Below are 19,270 nucleotides of genomic sequence, written 5' to 3' on the forward strand. Positions count from 1 at the left end.
TTCACACCCGGTCGGCGGGGCGGCACCTGAGCCCCGCCGACCGGTCGTACCCGAGGAGTGACGCGCACATGGGACTGACCGCGAGGATCCGCACGAGGGACGGCTGGGCCGTGTCGCACGCGGTCGTCACGGTGACCGACAGGGCCGGTACGCAGGTGATGCGGGCCGAGGCCGACGCGGAGGGAGCGGTCCACGAGCCCACGGCGCTCGCGCCCGGCGCGTACACGGTGATCGTCACGGCCGTCGGCTACGGGCCGGTCGCGTCGAGCGCCCTGGTCACCGCGAGCGGCCGGGCGGAGGTCGGCACGGTCACCCTCGCCCGGCTCGGCGGCACCGAACTCCCGCCGCCCGGCCCCTGGACCGTGGACCCGGCCCACTCGTCGGTCGCGGCGGTCGCCCAGCACCTGGGCATCTCCAGCGTCCGCGGGCGGTTCACCGAGTTCTCCGCTTCGATCGAGATCGCCCCCACCCCGGACGAGGGCACCAAGTCCCGTGTGGCGGCGGTCATCCGGGCCGCCTCGATCGACACGGGCAACGGCATGCGCGACGACCACCTGCGGTCCCCTGACTTCCTGGACGTGGAGCGCCATCCGGAGATCACCTATGGGTCGACGGGCCTCACCCCCGTCGCCCCGGACCGCTGGACGGTGCACGGCGAGCTGACCCTGCACGGCGTGGTCCGCCCGGTCGACCTCGACCTCGCGTACCTCGGCACCGGCCCCGACCCGTGGGGCGGCACGCGGGCCGCGTTCCGGGCGACGACGGAACTGCGCCGCGAGGACTTCGCGATGAACTACAACCAGGTCCTCCAGGCGGGCATCGCGGCCATCGGCACGACCCTGAAGGTGGAACTGGACGTCCAGGCGGTGCAGGGGGAGTGCCTGTCCGGGGCTGGATGACGGGGGCGGGTGACGGGTGGCCCGCCCCCTCGGGCGACCCGGCCCTACGCTGTGCGCATGGCACGGAACATCGCGACCAACACCAAGGTCTCCCTCGACGAGCTCCTCGACTTCGTACGCCCCCGGCACCGGGCGCTCCTGCTGACCCGCCGGGCCGACGGCGGGCCGCAGGCCTCACCGCTGACCTGCGGTGTCGACGACTCGGGCCGCATCGTGGTCTCCACGTACCCCGAGCGCGCCAAGACGCGCAACGCCAGGCGGGACGAGCGGGTCAGCGTCGTCGTCCTCAGCGACGACTGGGACGGCCCCTGGGTCCAGATCGACGGAACCGCCGAGGTCATCGACTCCCCGGAGTCGGTGGAGCCGCTGGTGGAGTACTTCCGCAACGTCGCGGGCGAGCACCCGAACTGGGACGAGTACCGCGAGGCCATGGTCAAGCAGGGCAAGTCGATCATCCGCATCACCCCGGAGCGCTGGGGCCCGGTGGCGACGGGCGGCTTCCCGGCACGGCTGGTGGAGGAGGACTGAGGGCCGGGGAGGACTGAGGGCCGGGGGGGGACCGAGAGCCCTCGGGGGGACCGGGGGCCGGGGGCCGGGGGCCGGAGACCGGGGGCCGGGGGCCGGGGGCCGGAGACCGGGGGCCGGGGGCCGGGGGCCGGGGGCGCCTGGTCCAGGGGCAGTCAGCCGCGTTCGACCATCGCCTCGATGCCGGCGATGAGCGTGTCCAGCGCGTAGGCGAAGTCCCGTTCGCGCATCTCCTCCACGGTGTCGCCGCCGCGGGCCTCCATGAGGTCCGCGGAGTGCTGGACCACCTCGTGGAGTTCGGGGGTGACGGTCACGGCGGTCATGGCGTGCCGGGAAGTACTCCTCCTGGGTCATGCCGGCGCTCGCACAGCGCTGGACGTAGTGCCCCTCGATGGTGCCGAAGCCGTACACGAACTGGAAGACCGCGGCGATCGCCCCGGCCTGGCCGTGGGCCGGCAGCCCCGTCCGGCGGATCACGCGCTGTACGGCCAGGGAGAAGTCCAGCGAGTGCGGGCCGATGTTGAGGAAGGTGCCGGCGAGGGGTGACACACTTCTGGACGGCGTACGGAAAGGCGGTGGCCCAGGGTTCACTGCTCACCCCGGACCACCGCCTACTCCACGTCGGCCGCGCCTACTCCACGTCGGCCGCGCCTACTTCGCCTGCGTCAGGTCGTAGAACGTCGTGCCGTCGACCGTCACCGTCTCGAAGTTCTCCTGGACCCAGGAGCTGATCTGCGCGGAGGTGCCGTTGCTCCCGCCGCCCATGCCACCGCGGGAGCCGCCGGCGATGAAGTAGTGGATCTTTCCTTCCTCCACGTACTTCTTGAACTCCGCGAGGGTGGGGGACGGGTCGGTGCCGTTGAAGCCGCCGATGGCCATGACGGGTTCGCCCGTGGAGAGCTGGTAGCTGGCCGCGTTCTGAGCGCCGATCGCGGCGGCCGCCCAGGTGTGGTCCCCGGCGTTCTTCTCCAGCAGTGCCTTGACCTCGTCGCTGACGCTCGCGCCGTTGAGCAGACCGCTCATGCCGCCACCACCACCGCCACCCATCCGGCCGCCGTCGCCGTTCTGCTGACCCTGTTGGCCCTGCTGGCCGTTCGGGCCTCCGCCGAAGCCGCCGGTCGGGGGCTGGCCCATCTGACCGTTCCCGTCCCGGCCGTTCCCGTTCTGGCTGTTGCCGTTCTGGCCGTTCTGGCCGCCCTGCTGGTTGTTCTGGCCCTGCTGGCCCGGCATCCCGCCACCACCGGGGCCGCCGGGGCCACCGCCCATGCCGCCGCCGGGGCCTCCCCGGCCGCCCTGGACGGCCGGGCCCGCCGTGACGATCGAACCGGTGTGGCCCTCGCCGAGCGTGGTCAGGGTGTACGCCGTCGGGCCGGCCAGTGCGGTGACGTAGCTCAGCCCCACGACCACGAGGGCCAGTTGACGTCCCAGCCGGGCCGCGAAGACGAGGCCGAGCGCGGCGACCAGACCGCCGATCAGCACGACCCACTTCAGCCAGGGGAGGTAGTCGGTGGAGCGGGTGAGGAGAACGTACCCCCAGACCGCCGTGGCCGTCGTCGCGGCGGCCAGGGTGAGCGAGGCCCACACCTCGGCGCGCCGCTCCCACAGCAGGGCCGCGCCCATGCCGACCAGCGGCGCGATGTAGGGGGCGAGGGCCACGGTGTAGTACTCGTGGAAGATGCCCTGCATGAAGCTGAACACCACCATGGTGATGAGCAGCGAGCCGCCCCAGAGGAGGAACGCGGCGCGGGTGGCGTCGGTGCGCCGCAGCTTCCGGGTGGCCCAGATCGCCGCGCCGAGCAGGATCAGCGCGGCCGGGATCAGCCAGGAGATCTGGCCGCCGATGTTCGAGCTGAACATCCGGTCCCAGCCGGTCTCGCCCCAGTTGCCGCCGCCACCGCCGCCGCCGCCGACGCTGCCGGTCTCCTCGCCGTTGATGCGGCCGAGGCCGTTGTAGCCGAAGGTCAGCTCCAGGAAGGAGTTGTTCTGCGAACCGCCGATGTACGGGCGGGACGAGGCCGGCCACAGCTCGACGATCGCGACCCACCAGCCGCCGGAGACGACCATCGCGAGCCCGGCGAGCAGCACCTGGCCGACGCGCTTCTTCCAGGTGCCGGGGGCGAAGGCGACGTACACGAGTGCGAGGACCGGCAGGATCAGGAAGGCCTGGAGGGTCTTCACCAGGAAGGCGAGGCCGATGGCGGTACCCGCCCAGACCAGCCACTTCGTCTGTGCCTTCTCCAGCGCGCGGAGGGTGCAGTACACGGCGGTGGCCATCAGCAGCGCGAGGGCCGCGTCCGGGTTGTTGAAGCGGAACATCAGCGCGGCGACGGGCGTGAGCGCGAACACCGCCATGGTGAGGAAGCCGGCCGTGGCGTCGAAGCGGCGGCGGACGGCCGCCCACAGCACGCCGACGGTGGCGACGGCCATCAGGACCTGCGGGAACAGGATCGCGAAGGAGTTCAGGCCGAGGAGCCGTACCGACAGGGCCATCGGCCACAGCGACGCCGGGGGCTTGTCGACGGTGATGGCGTTGGCCGAGTCCAGCGACCCGAAGAAGAGGGCCTTCCAGGACTGGCTGCCCGCCTGCACGGCCGCCGAGTAGAAGGAGTTGGCGTACCCGGAGGCCGTGAGGTTCCAGGTGTAGAGGCCACCGATGAGGAGCAGGGCGAGGAGGAAGCCGGGGCGCACCCAGCGGTTGTCCTCCGGGCGCCCGCGCCACATCCGCCGGCCGAGGGGCTGCCGGGGCTCACCCGAGCCGGGTGCCGTGGGCGGCGTGCCGGGCGGGTCCGCGACCGCCGCCCCCTGGACGTCTGCTCTCGTCGTGGGCGGTCCCCAGCCGGGGTCGGCGGGGCTCGCGCCCCCTTGGTGCGCCGTGTCGAAGTGCGTGGTCATCGTGTGTTCCTCGAATCCTGGTCGTGCGGGCGCACCGGCCGCATCCGCATGGTCGCGTCGCCCCAGGTGCGGTCCGCGGCGTCACCGGCGCGGAACGGGGTCGTGGGGTACGGGGTGGTCCCGTACGGGGCTGTGGGGGCTGTCGGGGCTGTCGGCGCCGTCGCGTACTCGGCGCGCGGCGTCGTGTGGGCCGTCGGCGGGCGGTGGGCCGTCGGCTGGAACCGGTCCTGGTGTGCGTAGGGGCCGGCTTGCCCCGGCCGGTCGGGGAAGACCCAGGCCCGGAAGAGCAGGAACCGCAGCACCGTCGCCGCGAGGTTCGCGGCGATGAGGACGGCCAGTTCCGTGGAGTGCGCGGGGTCGCTGGTGGCCGCGTTCAGGGCGACGAGCGAGCCGCTGGTGAGGGCGAGGCCGATGCCGAACACCACCAGGCCCTGCGCCTGGTGTCTGACGGCGCCGGTCCGGCCCCGGACGCCGAACGTGAGGCGCCGGTTGGCCGCCGTGTTGGCGATCGCCGAGACGAGCAGGGCGAGCGCGTTGGCGGTCTGCGACCCCGCGAGACTGCGGAAGCCGCTGTAGAGGAACAGGTAGAAGAGGGTGGAGAGGCCCCCCACGACACAGAAGCCGAGGAGCTGGCGGGCCAGGCCGCGCGGCACGTCCTCGATGTCGCGGTCGCGGGGGTCGTCCCCGAAGGGGCGGGCGAGCCGGTCCAGGGCGATCGACCCCGTGGCGAGGGCCCTGCCGACCCGCCACACGCCCTTGAGGTCGTCGGTGGCCGTCCTCACGATGTGGACGGTCGAGTCGGGGTCGTCGACCCAGTCGACCGGCACCTCGTGGATCCGGAGCCCGGCGCGCTCGGCGAGCACCAGCATCTCGGTGTCGAAGAACCACCCCGTGTCCTCGACGAGCGGCAGCAGCGCCTGCGCCACGTCCCGCCGTATCGCCTTGAACCCGCACTGCGCGTCCGAGAAGCGGGCCTGCAGCGAGCCGCGCAGGATCAGGTTGTACGCGCGGCTGATGAACTCCCGCTTGGGGCCGCGCACCACCCGCGAGGAACGGGCGAGCCGGGAGCCGATGGCGAGGTCCGAGTGACCGGAGATCAGCGGGGCCACCAGCGGCAGCAGGGCGTTCAGGTCGGTCGACAGGTCCACGTCCATGTAGGCGAGGACCGGGGCGTCGGAGGCGGACCAGACGGCGCGCAGGGCCCGCCCGCGCCCCTTCTGCTCCAGCCGGAACGATCTGACCCGCGGCAGTTCCGCCTCCAGCCGGGCGGCCACCTGGGGGGTGGTGTCCGTGGACGCGTTGTCCGCGATCGTGATGCGGAACGCGTACGGGAAGGTCCGCGCGAGGTGCTCGTGCAGTCTGCGGACGCACGGCTGGAGGTCCTTCTCCTCGTTGTGGACAGGGATCACTACGTCCAGGACAGGCGTACCGGCGTCTGTGGCCGGGAGGTGCTCCCGCGCCGGCAGGGTGCCGGGAGAAGAGTCGGTTCGCATGACACGTACATTCGTGACCCGCTCTGTTATGCCCGTGTGCTGACGCTGTGCTGTGCCTGTGAGTCCGGCTGCCGGCGCGCGGCGTCGACGAGGTCCCGGCCGACGCCGCCGATGTCCTGAGCGAAGTCCTGGTCGGCGTCGTGCCGGGCGTCCTGGTCGGCGTCCGGGTCGGCATCCGGGTCGGCGTCGTGGTCCAGGTCGTCGAGCTGCCAGTTGGCGGCGTCGTCGAGCAGGGGTCCGGGCCCGCCGAGGACGGGCAGGTGCACGGTGAACACGGTCCTGCCGGGCACGCTGTCGACGGTCACGGCGCCGCCGTGCGCGTCGGCCACGGCCTGCACGATGGCGAGCCCGAGGCCGGTCGAGCCGGACGCCCTGGACCGGGAGGAGTCCCCGCGCGCGAACCGTTCGAAGACATGCGGCAGCAAGTCCTCCGGGATGCCCTGCCCGTCGTCCTCGACGTCCACGCACATCCAGGGCCCGCGCCGCTGCACGCGCGCGGTGACCGTGGTCCCGGGCGGTGTGTGCGTACGGGCGTTCGCCAGCAGGTTGACGAGGACCTGTTGGAGCCGTGCCACGTCCGCCGACACCGGCGCCGGCGCGTCGGGCAGGTCGAGCCGCCAGTTGTGGCTGCGCCCGGCCGCCCGCGCGTCGCTGACGGTGTCCACGACCAGCGGGATCAGATCGGTCCGCTCGAACTGCAACGGCCGTCCGGCGTCGAGCCGCGCCAGCAGCAGCAGATCCTCGACGAGCAGCGTCATCCGCCCGGACTCGGACTCGATGCGGCCGAGCGCGTGCCGGGTGTCGGGCCCGATCTCCTCCCTGCCGCGCCGGGTGAGTTCGGCGTAGCCGCGGATGGACGCGAGGGGTGTCCGCAGCTCATGGCTGGCGTCCGCCACGAACTGCCGGACGCGCGTCTCGCTCTCCTGCCGCGCGTGCAGCGCGCCGTGGATGTGGTCGAGCATCCGGTTGAGGGCGGCCCCGACCTGTCCGACCTCGGTGTGCGGGTCGGTCTCGGACTCGGGCACCCGTTCGTTGAGGGTGACCTCGCCGGTGTGCAGGGGCAGTTCGGAGACGCGGGTGGCGGTGGCCGCCACCTTGCGCAACGGCCGCAGGGCCACCCCGACCAGCGCGGACCCGGCGACACCGGCGGCGACGAGCCCGGCGGCGGTGACGCTGAGCTCCACGGCGACGAGTGTGCTGAGGGTGTTGTCGACGTCCGCGGTCGGCAGCGCGACGTAGTAAGTGCCCTTGACGCCGGTGACGTAGGTGACCCGGTAGTCACCGAGCCCGGTGAGCTCCACCGTGTCCATGCCCGTCCTGGACGCGGCGGCGAGTTCCTCCGTCGCCGCGGCGGGGAGTTCGGTCCCGTACATACGGTCGAAGCCGCCGGAGTCGGTGGACTTCTCCCGCGCCACGACCGCCTTGCTGACCTTGCCGCTGTCGTCGACCGCGGCGATGACGGTGTTCTTCTGCGTCGGACCCCTCACGAAGTCCTCGAGCTTCTCGTCCGTCGTCCGAGCCGTGGACGCAGCGGAGTTGTCAGCCGCCGCAGAGCCGTTCGGCTTCTGGAAACCGGGGTAGAAGCCGCCGCTCGGCTTACGCCCGTCCAGCGCCTCCTGGGGAGGACCGGCCGCCCGTTCGCCCACGTCGCGCACCTGACGGTCCAGCTGATTGTTCAGGTGCTCGCTCAGCGCGATCGTCGTCACCGTTCCGATCACCGCGCCCACCACCGCGATCAACGCCACCGCGGAGACGACGAGCCGCGTACGCAGTGTGCGCGGCTGCCGCTTCCCTCGTCCCGGCCTGAGCCCCGACCGCCACCGCGTACGCGTCCGTCGTCGCCCGCTCACGACGCGGCTGGCTTGATCAGATAACCGGCTCCCCGCCGGGTGTGGATCATCGGCTCACGCCCGGCGTCGATCTTCCGCCGCAGGTACGAGATGTACAGCTCGACCACGTTCGCCTGGCCCCCGAAGTCGTACGACCACACACGGTCGAGGATCTGCGCCTTGCTGAGCACCCGCCGCGGGTTGCGCATCAGGAACCGCAGCAGCTCGAACTCGGTGGCGGTGAGGTGGATGTTGTCCCCGCCGCGCGACACCTCGTGGCTGTCCTCGTCGAGCATGAGGTCACCGACGACGAGCACCGAGTCGGAGCGCCGGTCGGCGGCGCCGGAACGCCGGATGAGACCCCGCAGCCGGGCGACGACCTCCTCCAGGCTGAACGGCTTGGTGACGTAGTCGTCGCCACCGGCGGTGAGTCCGGCGATCCGGTCCTCGACCGCGTCCTTCGCCGTGAGGAAGAGGACCGGCACGTCCGGCAGATCCCGCCGAAGCCGCCCGAGGACGGTCAACCCGTCCATGTCGGGGAGCATCATGTCCAGGACGACGGCGTCGGGCCGGAAGTCGCGCGCGGCCTGGAGGGCACCGGTACCGTCCCCCGCACTCCGGATCTGCCATCCCTCGTAGCGAAGGGCCATGGACAGCAGTTCGGTGATCGACAGCTCGTCGTCCACCACAAGCACCCGGACGGGGCTCCCGTCCGGCCTCAGCAGTTCGGTGCGCCCCTGGGGCGAGGTCGTGGTCATGCTGGACACCTTGTCGGGGCCCTCTGAGAACACCCTTTCTGGAACCTGTGATTTTTCTGAGAAACACACAGGAGCCTCTCAGGGAACACCTGGGAAGATCCCCGACTTCCGGGACAGAACCCCGCTGACCAGGGATTCCCCGCCTCGCCACAGGGCTTTCCCCTGGGCGCCTCACCGAGATCCCACAGCCTCCCGCCCACAGGAAACGGGACGCGCACCCCCGCCCCGACCCCCTCCTCATGCAAGCGCGGTCATGCTCCGCCCCACTCACGGAGCCGCCTGTCGGACCAGACGTCGTAGCGCCGGCAGGGGCACCCGCCGGGCCGCTCACCCCGCGCCCCGTCCCCTCCTCTCCTAGTGCCTTACTCCTTACTCCTTCTCCTTCACGAACCCTTGGCTGCGTTCGACCTTGGCGACGTGCAGGGAGTAGCTCCGGTACCACTCGGCGCGCCCCCGCTTCTGGGCCGACCGGTGCTCCGTGTCGCTCCGCCACCGCTCCAGGGCGTCCGCGTCCCGGAAGTACCCCACGGTGATGGCAAGGCCGCCGGGTGTCTGTGCGTGGTCCATCCCGAGATACCCCGGCACGTCCTTCACCAGTTCCTCCATCCGCTCGGCCGTCTCCCCGTACCCGCTCTGGTCCTCGGTCCGCGTGGAGGTGAACACCACGGCGTAGTAAGGCGGTTCGAAGGCAGGGACAGGTGCTATCTGCTGATCACTCATGTCGCCACTGTCGCGTCGGCCATCCACCACCGTCCAGCACCTTTCCGTACGGGATCCAAAAGGGATCGAAGTCTTTACCCGGAGCACGTCGACCAGGGCCAGCGCGGAGCCCCCCGGCCGCCCGCAATCTCACCCGCTCGCCCCCTCACCCGCTCGCCCTCACCTGCTCGCCCCCCTCACCCGCGCGCCCTCTGACCCGCCTCAGAACAGCCCGTCCTGCACCCCTCCCCCTCCCCCTCGCTCGCGCACCTCCCTGACCGGCACCGTGACCGCGTCACGCGCGCCCTCGCCCGTGGGAGCGGTCAACTCCCACCCGGTCATGAGCCGTGTGTCCAGGACGACGACTCCCCGTCCGGTGGCGAGATGCAGATCGGGCCCGGCGACGGCGAGCACCTCACCGCCGACCACGCCGCCCGCGACCAGCTCGCTCACCACCCCGTCGGCGGCCGGCAGCCCGTCCAGCCCGAACACCCCGAAGTGATCGACCGCCTGGAACGCCACCGGTTCCAGGGACTCCGGCCACCCCGGCAGTGCGAGGGCCTGCCCGTGGAGCGCCGCCAACTCCCCCTCACGCTCAGCCCGTTCGGGCAGGGCGGCGCGCAGCAGCCTCTTCTCGGCGTACGGAATGCGGTCCGGCACCTTCAGCGCGGCTCGCAGCACCTCCTCTGCCCGCCGCGCGGCCATCAGCGGCCCCCGCCCGAGCCACGCGAAGCACACCGCCCCTTGCTCCAGCAGCCGCGCCGACGCCCGCTCGACCGCCGTGATCCCGACCTTCACCATGCCGGACCCGAACCACGCGAGGTACACGTGGTACGGCCGCGGGTCATCGGCGAAGGTGTCAGCCGCGACGGAATGCGCCCGATCCAGCCGCGCACACTCCTCGCACCGCGCGCCGGTACTCCGCCCCGGTACACCCGCCCGCACCGGACACGCATGCCCCCGGGCCCCGACACAGGTCCGTCCGCCCCCGTCCACGACTCCGAAAACCACCGCCTTCCCCCGAGGCAGAGGACTCCTCCGCCCGCCTTCCCACACCAGACAGGGCTCGGCGCCGCCCCACCGCAGCCCGGTACATCTCCACGCGTGTGCCATCCCTCACGACATTAGAGGGCACCACTGACAATGCGACTGACCTGCGGAAACGGAGCGACCGCCGACCGGCGGTGCCTTGGCTGACGACGCGACGCGAGGAGGGCCGCGAGGACGAGCCACCCCCCTCTCCCCTCCATGCGGAAGCCGCTCAAGAGCTGTCGGGTCGGGCGGTGTGGGCGGGGTGGCCGGCCGTACGGCGGGCCTCCTTCATCTCCGCCTCGTAGAGATGGTCCCGGCCGTCGGCCAACTCGTCCACGGCGCTCTTCTCCAGCGCCTTGAACGGCTCGTAGTAGGTGTCGTTGTAGGCCTCGACGATCTGGAACGTCCAATGCCCGGGGATGACATTGCGCCCGAGGATCTCGGTCCGCACCTTCTCCGCCCACTCCGGGTGCCCGGCCTCCCGCAGCAGGCGCACGGCCCGGTCCAGTTCGAGATCGGCACCGCCGGTGAGCTGATGGAAGTCGTAGAGGCGGCCGCGGGCCCGCTCGGTCATCTCCAGCGCCTTGGAGAGCGCGCCGAGCGCCTCCACCGTCGTGTCGCTGAGCCCTTCGGGCCGCTGGTGAGCCCGGTCGGGGCCGTCGTGCTGTGCGTTCATGATTGCCGAAGTGCCCGTTTTCTCCATATCCCATTCAGTCGACGTCAGGATGTGTCAGGGCCGCTGGCGCGGTACTCGTGAGGTCACCATGCAGACGTTCCTGCCTTACCCCGACTTCCGGGCGTCGGCGCTCACCCTGGACCGCCGCCGACTCGGCAAACAGCGGGTCGAGGCGTTGCAGGTGCTCCGCGGCCTCGTCGTACCGGGCTACGGCTGGCGCCACCATCCGGCGGTACGGATGTGGGCCGGGTACGAGGAGGCGCTCGTCAGGTACGGCCTGGACGTGTGCGCGGTGTGGCGCGAGCAGGGCCACCAGGACAGCTGCGCGGCCACCCTGGTCGCCGACCTCTTGGCGTTCCGCCCCGGAACGCGGGTCCGCCCCCAGGCCGCGCTGCGGGAGACCGCCGACCTCCCCCCTTGGCTGGGCGACGACACGTTCCACCGCAGCCACCGCTCGGCACTCGTACGCAAGGACCCCGCCACATACACCCCCCTCTTCCCCGACGTCCCACCCGACCTCCCCTACATCTGGCCCACGTCGGACAGGACCACGACGCAGCCCCAACCGTCCGAGCCATGACACGGCGGCATCCCGGGTAAGGTGGCGATCTTCGGCCGGCGGAAGCCGTACGGAGTCCTCGAAGGCCGAGCACATGCAACTCGCCGACCATCCCGCACGCCGCCGCCTCAGCGCCGCCCTGGAGAACCTCTCCGCCACCTTCCGCGGCATGACCGCACACCCGGACGAGCACAACTGCGAATGCCACTGGGGCAGTTCGGAGGAGCTTGCCCTGCTCAGGACGCCGGACGTGGAACTGGAGCCGGATCTCCTGCGCAGGACCTGGGAGGCCGTCGACTGGACCGATCACGCCGCGGTGCTGCGCCGTATCCTGCCGCAGTTCGCCGCAGAGCTGGTCGCCGGTCGCGTGAATCCCCTGTATGACGCGTTGGAGGAGGCCGGGTGCTCCTTCGCCCGAGGCCGCTGTCAGCAGTGGCCCGAGGAGCACGCCCGTCCGGTACGCGAGTTCCTGCATGCCTGGTGGGCACAGAGCCTCACCGACCCGGACGCGGTCGTACCGGCACACCGGGTCTTCGTGCTGTGTGCCGAGGCGTCCGGAACGCTGGGACCGTGGCTTGCCGCATGGGAGAAACACACCGGGCCCCTCAGCGACCGCCGCCTGGCCGAGGCGGCGGCGGAATGGGAGTACGAGCTTCTGGGAGACAGCCTGCCGTGGAGAGTCGGCTGGTACGAGCACGACGAGGAGAAAATGCGCGCCGACCTGGTCACCTGGCTCCTCGACCACGCCACGAAGCGGCTCCGCGAGTCGAACGCACCGAAAGCGCTGCAGCACCGGATACGGCTACTCGGACTCACCGGCGAGGCCCGCTGGACAGACCCGCACTGGCCCGGCCACCGCTACTGACGACCGCCCCCATCGCCTCCCTCCACTGCGTGAGCATGGTCTCCCCCTGAAGGCCCCAAGCCGCGCCGCCGACGGAGCAGGCCATGCTCCACCGACTGCCGCACAGCACGACAAAGCCCCCTCCGGGATGATCCCGAGGGGGCTTTGACCTGTGTGCACTCGGCAGGATTCGAACCTGCAACCTTCTGATCCGTAGTCAGATGCTCTATCCGTTAAGCTACGAGTGCTTGTTCTGTTTTCCGCCGGTCCCGGTCCTTTCGGCCCGCTCTCGGCGACAGGAAGAACATTACATGACTGCCGTCGCCATGTGAAATCCGTTTGCCGCACCCCTTGTGACCTGCGAAAACGACTCGGCGGGCACTCCGGGGAACGACGAAGCCCCAGTCGCGTGGACCGGGGCTTCGGTGATCAAGCGCGGAGGCGGAGGGATTTGAACCCTCGATGGGCTTTAAGGCCCAAACCGCATTAGCAGTGCGGCGCCATAGACCGGACTAGGCGACGCCTCCCGCACAACCGCCCGCGCGAGCGCGAGTGGTGCGTGCAGATGATGACACAGCCGAGTGGGCTGTCACCAATCGCCTCCCACGGTACTAGGCGGAGAGGCCGCAGGGCAAAGCCGTATGGCACGTCGCGGCGGGTCGGAGAGCGTTCGGGAACGGTTCGTCAGGGACGTCCGGGATCAGTACGGCGAGAGGGCGGGCGGTCGGCGGGGAGCCGGAAGGGGAACAGGGGCGGGGGCGGGGTTCGCCCGCGCGTGCCGTCCTTCCGTCCGCCGCAACCGTGCGGCCCGCGTGGCGTTAGTCAGGTCATGTCGCAGAGCCCTCCCCCCACATCGCCCCAGGCGTCCACCTCCGCCGCCGGCACCTCCCTCGTCGCGGACCCGCGCCGCTCCGCCCGCCCGGTCGCCCTCAGGTCCGGCAGCCCCCGCAGCGCGGCCCCCGGCCGTCCCGCCCGCCGGGCCCTCTTCCGGGTCGCCGCCTCCCTCGCCGCTGCCGCCGCCGGGGCGTTCTCGCCCGCGGTCGCTCCGGCCGCTTACGCCGCCGACGGGCTGCCCCGTACCGGGGATCTGCTCCCTCGTACCTCGTTGCCCCTGCCTCTCGCCGAGCCGCAGCACCGGCTGATCGTCACGGTCCGGGGTGCCGGCGGTGACGTCGACGGGCGGTTCGAGCTGCACTGCCACCCCGACGGGGGCAGTCATCCGCGCGTCGGCGCGGCCTGCGGCCGGCTCGATCAGCGGACCACCTGGGGCAAGGACCCCTTCGCCCCCGTCGAGGAGGGTGCCGTCTGCACGATGATGTACGGCGGACCGGCCACCGCCCACGTGACGGGGACCTGGGCCGGTCGCCCGGTCGACGCCCGCTACGACCGCGGCAACGGCTGTGAGATCGCCCGCTGGGACGCGCTGGTCCCCGTACTCCCCGACCTCCGCAAGTAACGCCACCTTCCCCATCACGGCGCTCCCCCCACCCACAAACCGACGGCACCGCCCCCGGGCCGACGGCACCGCCCCCGCCCGCCCCCTCCTCTCCCCTCTCCCCGATAACTCCGACGGCATATGCCCATAAGCCCGAGTGGGGGTCGTAGGCGCCGTACATATGTGCCGCGAGGCGTGTTGTTCGGCAAAACACACGGTCACGGCATCTCCGTATGTTCGGTGTGCGACCTCCCTCTCATCCGGCGTCGCGAGCGCAACCTCTGCCCGTAGACTCCCTCGCGTGACACGTTGCGGGCCGGTTGGCAAGATGGCCCAGGCGGTCGGCAAGGTGCGGTAACAGGGAGGAAGCGTCTCGTGAGCAGCAGGCCATCCCGAGGCGCTGCTCGCCTCGCAGCCATACTGGACGCGCTGCCCGACGCGTTGGTGCTGGTCAACGCCAATGGGACCGTCGTCAACGCGAACACCATCGCCCTGGAGGCCTTCGAGGCCCCGGGTACCGCCCTGGTGGGGCGCGGGCTGCTGGATCTTCTCCCCGAGTTCGACTCCCGGCTGATTCCGGGGTCGATGCGCCGGCCCGACACCATGGACCCGACCGGGCGGACCAAGCCGACCCGCATGACCGCCCGCCGGACCGACGGCAGCGAGTTCCCGGTCGAGGTCACAAGCGCGAATCTGGAGAACGGGCAGCAGGCCTACGACGGTTACGGCTACGCCAATGACGAGCTGCTCATGCTGGTCGTGCGCGACCTCTCCGGCACCGTCGACACCGAGGCCGAACTCGCACGTTCGCAACGCCAGACCGAGATGATCCTGCGGGCCGCGGCCGAGGGCGTCGTCGGGACGGACACCGACGGGCGGATCGTCCTGGTGAACCCGGCCGCCGCCCAGATACTGGGTTACCGGGCCAGCGATCTCGGCGGGCGCGAGCTGCACACGCTCGTCCTGCACTCCCGCGAGGACGGCTCCCCCTTCCCGTACGGCGAGTCCCCGCTCGCCGACACCCTGCGGTCCGGGCGCAAGCACCGGGTGCGGGGGCAGGTCCTGTGGTCCAAGAGCGGCGACAAGGTGTCGGTCGACCTGACGACCGCGCCGGTGCGCGACGGGGACCAGCTCGTCGGGGCCGTGATGACGTTCACCGACCGGCGGCCCTACGACCAGCTCGCCGAGGAGAAGACCGCCGAGGCCGAGCGGCACGCGGAGGAGCTGAAGCAGCTCGCCGAGGAGCACGCCGAGGAACTGGAGGGCGTGCGGGAGCAGCACACCGCCGAACTCGCCGAGCTGCGCGAGAAGCACGCCGAGGAACTCGCCGCCGGTGACGAGCGGTACGCCGCGCTCGGCGAGCGGGAGAAGGACCGCTACGAGGCCCTGGCCGCGCGGCACGAGCAGCTGCTCGCCGTGCTGGGCACCTCCCTGCGCGGCCCCCTCGACCAGCTCCGCAGCGAACTGGGCACCCTCGCCGCCGACGACGCAGGTCAGCTGTGGCCCGAGGCCAACCAGGTCCTCCACCACCTCACCGCCGGGTACTCGCGGATCACCACGCTGATCGACAACGTGCTCGGGTACCAGCGGATCGACGCCGGTGAGGACGGCCTCGTCCGTACGACGGTCATGCTCGACGCGGTCGTCGCCGCCGGTGTCGACGGTGCCGTGGAGCTGGTCGGGCCGGGGCGGGTGCAGTTCGCCGTGCACGCGCCGCCCATCGAGGCCGAGGTCGACCAGGCCCGGCTCGCGACCGCGCTCGCGCATCTGATCGCGGACGTCGCCGGTGTCGACGCGACCGGCAACGCGCCCATGTCCGTCGGCGGCTACATGGACAACACCGTCGTCGTGGCGGCGGCGCAGCGCGGCGAGGTCGTACGGATCGAGGTGCGCGGCCCCTACGCCGGGGGAGACCCGGTGCACCAGCCGATCGTCCAGGGGATCGTGCGTGCGCACGGCGGTGTGCTGCAGACGCACGAGGTACCGGGGATGAGCGGCAGCGCGTACGTGCTGGAGGTACCGCTCGGGGGCGGCGCGGGCACGGTTCCCGCGCAGGCGCCGGTCGTGGCCGTCGACGAGGCCGCGCTCCCCGCGGAGTCTCCTGCCGACGCCGGTCCCGTGGCCGCCGGTGCCGAGGTCTCGTTGCCCGAGCACGCCGACGGTGGAGCCGGTGGTGGTCGGCGTCGGGCCCGGCGCTCGTCCGTGGACGCGTTCCTGGAGAGCGACGACGTCCCCGAGGCGGAGGCCGCGTCCGCCGCGCCTCCCACCGGGCGTCGTCGGCGCCGGGCCGAGGACGTCGCGGGCGGTCCCCCCGCCGAGGCGCCCGTGCCCGCGCAGAGCGGCACCGACGAGGCCGAGGGCACCGGACGACGGCGCGGCCGGGCAGCCGCGGCCGACGGTTCCGGAGAGGCCGTCGCGGCCGAGGGCGCGGTCGTCACGGCGGCCGAGCACGCCGCCGGTACCGCTGCCGCCGCCTCCGGGCTCGGCGGGACCGTGCCGCCGCAGGGCGTGCCCGCGCCCAGCGGACGGCGGGCGCGCCGCGAGCCCGCCGCGCAGAACGCGCTGCCGCCCGCGCTGCCCGCCGGCCCGGCCACGACCCCCTCGCCCGACGCCGCGACCGGTGACACGAGCGAGGGCCAGCCCACCGGGCGCCGTCGTCGTGCGCTGGCCAAGGCGGAGGAGCGGGCCGCCGCCGAGCCCGCCGGGCGGGCCGTCTTCGCGCTGCCGCCGGCCGAGGCCGACCGCGGCCCCGAGTACGCGCAGAACGCCGGGCTCGGTCCGGTGCCGGTGCCCGCGGCCCCGGGCGGGCCGGGGACTCCGGGAGCAGAGGCGTACGACGGTGAGGGCGGCCAGGGAGCCGCTGTGGCCGGGGTGCCCGCCGGTGGGGCCGCGCTGCCCGGAGGAGGCGCGCTGCCTGCCGGAGGGGTCGTACCGCCTGGTGGGGCCGCACCCGCTGGTGGGCCTGTGCCGATGACTGGGGCCGCACCTGGCGGGGGGCCGGTCCCTGCCGCTGGGCCCGTGCCCGCCGGGCAGCCGATTCCGGGGGCAGGTCCGGTGTCGCCCGGGCAGCCGTTGCCGGGGCCCGTGCCGCCTGGGGGCATGGTGCCCGCCGGGGGCCCCGTTCCCGCCGCAGGCCCCGTGCCGGCTGCCGGTCCTGTGCCTGCCGCCGGGCTGCCCGCCGGGCTCGCCCAGCCCCTTGCTCAGGGTCAGGTCCGGGCAACGGGTGAGGCGGCCCAGCCGCAGCCGCAGGTCCAAGGCCAGGTGCAGGCTCCGCCGCAGGTCCAGGTCGCCGGGGTGCCCGGTGTCGCCGCCGCGCAGGGTGCCGTACCGGTGGCCGATCCCGCGCAGGCGCCCGGGGTCGGCCAGGCGGTCGTCGCCGGTCAGCTGCCGGGGGCTCCCACCGGTGGTGCGGACGACGGGCGCCACGACGCCGCGCTGCACAACCCGGCAGACGATCACACCCCGCCGCAGCCGCATCCCCTGCCCGCGCCGACCGGCCGCCGCCGCGCCGTCCGCCCCGCCGCACAGCAGGGCGACGCCGGGGCACAGGTCACCGCCGGGCAGCAGCCGGTGCCTGCCCAGGTTCCGCCGGGTCAGGGCATCCCTCCGCAGATGGTGCCCGGCCAGCCGGTGCCCGCACAGGGTGCCGCAGCACCACAGCCGGTACCCGCACAGGGCGTCCCGGCGCCGCAGCCCGTCCCCGCCCAGGGTGTGCCCATGGCGGCCGCCCCGGCACAGGCCGCGGCTCCCGGTCAGCCCATTCCCGCTCAGGGTCTGCCGGGCGCCCCACAGCCGGTGCCCGCCCAGGGTGTTCCCGGGGCTGCCGCGCAGGCCACCGCCGCGCAGGGCCCCGCCGCACCGCCGCAGGGTGTCGCCGGTCCGGCTCAGCAGATGCCCGCCCAGGCCGCCGCCCCCGGCCAGCCCGTGGGTGCCGCGGCACCGGCCCCCGGTCAGCCCGTCGGCGCTCCCGGTGCGAGCGCGCAGCCCGTGCCCGGCCAGGGTGCCCCCGGGGTGGCCGCGCAGGCCGCTGCCGTACCGGCCCAGGGCGTTCCCCAGCAGGTCGCCGCGCCCGGCCAGCCCGCGCCCGCGCAAGGTGCTCAGGCTGCCCCCCAGCCGGGGCCCGCCCAGGGCGTGCCCGGCGCCGGTCAGCCCGCCCAAGCCACGCCGCAGGCGCAGCCCCAGTCCTGGCCCGACCCCGGTCACGACTCCTCCGGCGTCGGTGTCCCCGTGGCCGGTGCGCAGGCTCCGTTGCCTCCGCAGTCGACGCCGTCGTCGGGGACCCCGCTGCCGCCGGAGCGTGCCGTGCGGCAGCCGCGTGCCGCGCAGCCGCTGCCCGCCGAGGCCGCGCCGACCGCCGGGCCCGTCGCCTCGCTCGACCCCAACTCGACGCAGGGGCGGGCGATCAGCGTGCGGACGCTGGGCCAGGGGGTACCGTTCGCCCGCCAGGGCGCCCCCCAGGCGCAGGGCCGGCCGCAGCCGGGGTCCACCCCGGCCCCGAACCAGCCCGGCGGTTCCGGTCGGCGACGCAAGCTCGGTACGCCGCCCGAACCCGGCGGTGACCGCTCCGAGTCTGCCGCGCGCCCCCACCCGCAGCCCGGGCAGGCCAAGGGCAACGGCAGTGGGCAGACCCCGCTGCCCGCTCAGCCGGGCCAGTCCTCACTGGCCGGGCAGGTGCCGCTGCCGCCGCACGCCTCGCTCGCCGGACAGGTGCCCCTGCCGCCACAGCCGTCGCTCGCCGGGCAGTCCCGGCTGGTGGGCAACACGGACGGGGCCGGGCGCTCGTACGCCATAGGGGCCCCGGACGAGAACGCGGACGAAGGGCCCGAGCCGCTGGACGGGCCCGGCGGGGCGGTGGAGGTTCCCGACCGGCCCCAGCCGCAGCCGATGGACGACGAGTTGCCGCCGGAGCCGCTGGACAACCCTCGCCGACTGCTCGTGTGGCCCGCTCCGGACGTGCCCACGCACCAGGCGCTCAGCGAGCGCGGCTACCGCCCCGTCATCGTGAACTCGCGTGAGGACGTCGACGCACAGATCGCCGCGTATCCGGCCGCCCTTTTCGTCGACCCGCTCACCGGTCCCATCACGCGTACGGCCCTTCAGTCGCTGCGCCAGGCCGCGGTGGCCGCCGAGGTGCCCGTGCTCGTCACGGCGGGGCTCGGCCAGGCGACACGTGACGCGGCGTACGGGGCCGACCCGGCCATCCTGCTGAAGGCGCTCGCGCCGCGTGACTCCGAGCAGCATCCGCCGAGGGTGCTGCTGATCGAGGAGCACGCGGAGATCGCGCTCGCCCTGACCGCCACGCTGGAACGGCGGGGCATGCAGGTCGCGCGGGCCGCGTCCGACGCGGACGCCGTCACCCTCGCCGCGCAGATGCGCCCCAACCTCGTGGTGATGGATCTGCTCCAGGTCCACCGGCACCAGGCCGGGATCATCGACTGGCTGCGGACCAACGGGCAGTTGAACCGCACCCCGCTCGTCGTCTACACCGCCGCCGTCGATCAGGCCGAACTCCCGCGCCTGGCCTCGGGCGAGACCGTCCTGTTCCTCGCCGAACGCTCGACGAGCCCGGACGTCCAGACCCGCATCGTGGACCTCCTGGCCCGCATCGGCACGAACTGAGGTCGCCCCA

General features: G+C 73.0%; 13 protein-coding genes, 2 tRNA genes and 1 pseudogene. 6 read left to right on the forward strand and 10 right to left on the reverse strand.

Annotated elements, in window-relative coordinates; all coding sequences use genetic code 11:
- The first annotated feature begins 68 nt into the window (after positions 1–68).
- The gene (locus ACZ4Z3_RS20840; protein WP_468502395.1) at positions 69–899 is read left to right on the forward strand and encodes a YceI family protein; all 831 of its coding nucleotides are present in this window, start codon (positions 69–71) and stop codon (positions 897–899) included.
- Between the two features lie 57 nt (positions 900–956).
- Positions 957–1,427 (forward strand): PPOX class F420-dependent oxidoreductase, encoded by a 471-nt coding sequence (locus tag ACZ4Z3_RS20845; RefSeq protein ID WP_468502396.1) that lies wholly within the window; start codon positions 957–959, stop codon positions 1,425–1,427.
- A 152-nt stretch (positions 1,428–1,579) separates the two neighbouring features.
- On the opposite strand, the pseudogene ACZ4Z3_RS20850 reads toward ACZ4Z3_RS20845, so the two are convergent.
- The 8 genes and pseudogenes from ACZ4Z3_RS20850 to ACZ4Z3_RS20885 form a co-directional block, all read right to left on the reverse strand.
- Positions 1,580–1,973: pseudogene (locus tag ACZ4Z3_RS20850) on the reverse strand (TetR/AcrR family transcriptional regulator C-terminal domain-containing protein); the annotation flags it as partial.
- Positions 1,974–2,075: 102 nt separating this feature from the next.
- A complete protein-coding gene (locus tag ACZ4Z3_RS20855; RefSeq protein WP_468502397.1) occupies positions 2,076–4,316 on the reverse strand; it encodes an ArnT family glycosyltransferase in 2,241 nt (746 codons plus the stop codon).
- Positions 4,313–5,809, reverse strand: coding sequence for a bifunctional glycosyltransferase family 2/GtrA family protein (locus tag ACZ4Z3_RS20860; RefSeq protein ID WP_468502398.1), 1,497 nt, complete (start codon positions 5,807–5,809; stop codon positions 4,313–4,315). Before ACZ4Z3_RS20860 ends, ACZ4Z3_RS20855 begins: the two co-directional genes overlap by 4 nt.
- A gap of 26 nt (positions 5,810–5,835) precedes the next feature.
- A complete protein-coding gene (locus ACZ4Z3_RS20865; RefSeq protein ID WP_468502399.1) occupies positions 5,836–7,659 on the reverse strand; it encodes a sensor histidine kinase in 1,824 nt (607 codons plus the stop codon).
- Complete coding sequence (locus ACZ4Z3_RS20870; RefSeq protein ID WP_468502400.1) at positions 7,656–8,396, reverse strand: response regulator transcription factor; 741 nt, start codon at positions 8,394–8,396, stop codon at positions 7,656–7,658. Before ACZ4Z3_RS20870 ends, ACZ4Z3_RS20865 begins: the two co-directional genes overlap by 4 nt.
- A 369-nt stretch (positions 8,397–8,765) precedes the next feature.
- Positions 8,766–9,116, reverse strand: coding sequence for an antibiotic biosynthesis monooxygenase family protein (locus ACZ4Z3_RS20875; RefSeq protein ID WP_468502401.1), 351 nt, complete (start codon positions 9,114–9,116; stop codon positions 8,766–8,768).
- A gap of 201 nt (positions 9,117–9,317) precedes the next feature.
- Positions 9,318–10,208, reverse strand: a complete 891-nt coding sequence (locus ACZ4Z3_RS20880) for a DUF2797 domain-containing protein (RefSeq protein ID WP_468502402.1) — start codon at positions 10,206–10,208, stop codon at positions 9,318–9,320.
- 148 nt (positions 10,209–10,356) lie between these two features.
- A complete protein-coding gene (locus ACZ4Z3_RS20885; protein ID WP_468502403.1) occupies positions 10,357–10,803 on the reverse strand; it encodes a hypothetical protein in 447 nt (148 codons plus the stop codon).
- Positions 10,804–10,891: 88 nt separating this feature from the next.
- Here ACZ4Z3_RS20885 and ACZ4Z3_RS20890 point away from each other — a divergent pair, with 88 nt between their 5' ends.
- Positions 10,892–11,383, forward strand: coding sequence for an MSMEG_6728 family protein (locus ACZ4Z3_RS20890; protein ID WP_468502404.1), 492 nt, complete (start codon positions 10,892–10,894; stop codon positions 11,381–11,383).
- 73 nt (positions 11,384–11,456) lie between these two features.
- Positions 11,457–12,227: a hypothetical protein gene (locus tag ACZ4Z3_RS20895; protein WP_468502405.1), complete on the forward strand. Its 771-nt coding sequence runs from the start codon at positions 11,457–11,459 to the stop codon at positions 12,225–12,227.
- Between the two features lie 154 nt (positions 12,228–12,381).
- On the opposite strand, the gene ACZ4Z3_RS20900 is transcribed toward ACZ4Z3_RS20895, so the two are convergent.
- Positions 12,382–12,454, reverse strand: a tRNA-Arg gene (locus ACZ4Z3_RS20900).
- A gap of 188 nt (positions 12,455–12,642) precedes the next feature.
- Positions 12,643–12,733 (reverse strand) — tRNA-Ser (locus tag ACZ4Z3_RS20905).
- Between the two features lie 302 nt (positions 12,734–13,035).
- Here ACZ4Z3_RS20905 and ACZ4Z3_RS20910 point away from each other — a divergent pair.
- Entirely contained in the window at positions 13,036–13,662 is a 627-nt protein-coding gene (locus ACZ4Z3_RS20910; protein WP_468502406.1) for an SSI family serine proteinase inhibitor, read from the forward strand.
- A 354-nt stretch (positions 13,663–14,016) separates the two neighbouring features.
- Entirely contained in the window at positions 14,017–19,260 is a 5,244-nt protein-coding gene (locus ACZ4Z3_RS20915; RefSeq protein ID WP_468502407.1) for a PAS domain-containing protein, read from the forward strand.
- The last annotated feature ends 10 nt before the right edge of the window (positions 19,261–19,270 follow it).

The sequence above is a fragment of the Streptomyces sp. NPDC030296 genome, assembly GCF_055572815.1.

Bases quoted from the DNA above. Each gene is read 5' to 3' on its own strand.
- ACZ4Z3_RS20840 (WP_468502395.1), top strand. From the start codon at position 69: ATGGGACTGACCGCGAGGATCCGCACGAGGGACGGCTGGGCCGTGTCG.
- ACZ4Z3_RS20845 (WP_468502396.1), top strand. From the start codon at position 957: ATGGCACGGAACATCGCGACCAACACCAAGGTCTCCCTCGACGAGCTC.
- ACZ4Z3_RS20855 (WP_468502397.1), bottom strand. From the start codon at position 4,316: ATGACCACGCACTTCGACACGGCGCACCAAGGGGGCGCGAGCCCCGCC.
- ACZ4Z3_RS20860 (WP_468502398.1), bottom strand. From the start codon at position 5,809: ATGCGAACCGACTCTTCTCCCGGCACCCTGCCGGCGCGGGAGCACCTC.
- ACZ4Z3_RS20870 (WP_468502400.1), bottom strand. From the start codon at position 8,396: ATGACCACGACCTCGCCCCAGGGGCGCACCGAACTGCTGAGGCCGGAC.
- ACZ4Z3_RS20875 (WP_468502401.1), bottom strand. From the start codon at position 9,116: ATGAGTGATCAGCAGATAGCACCTGTCCCTGCCTTCGAACCGCCTTAC.
- ACZ4Z3_RS20880 (WP_468502402.1), bottom strand. From the start codon at position 10,208: ATGGCACACGCGTGGAGATGTACCGGGCTGCGGTGGGGCGGCGCCGAG.
- ACZ4Z3_RS20885 (WP_468502403.1), bottom strand. From the start codon at position 10,803: ATGAACGCACAGCACGACGGCCCCGACCGGGCTCACCAGCGGCCCGAA.
- ACZ4Z3_RS20890 (WP_468502404.1), top strand. From the start codon at position 10,892: ATGCAGACGTTCCTGCCTTACCCCGACTTCCGGGCGTCGGCGCTCACC.
- ACZ4Z3_RS20895 (WP_468502405.1), top strand. From the start codon at position 11,457: ATGCAACTCGCCGACCATCCCGCACGCCGCCGCCTCAGCGCCGCCCTG.
- ACZ4Z3_RS20910 (WP_468502406.1), top strand. From the start codon at position 13,036: ATGTCGCAGAGCCCTCCCCCCACATCGCCCCAGGCGTCCACCTCCGCC.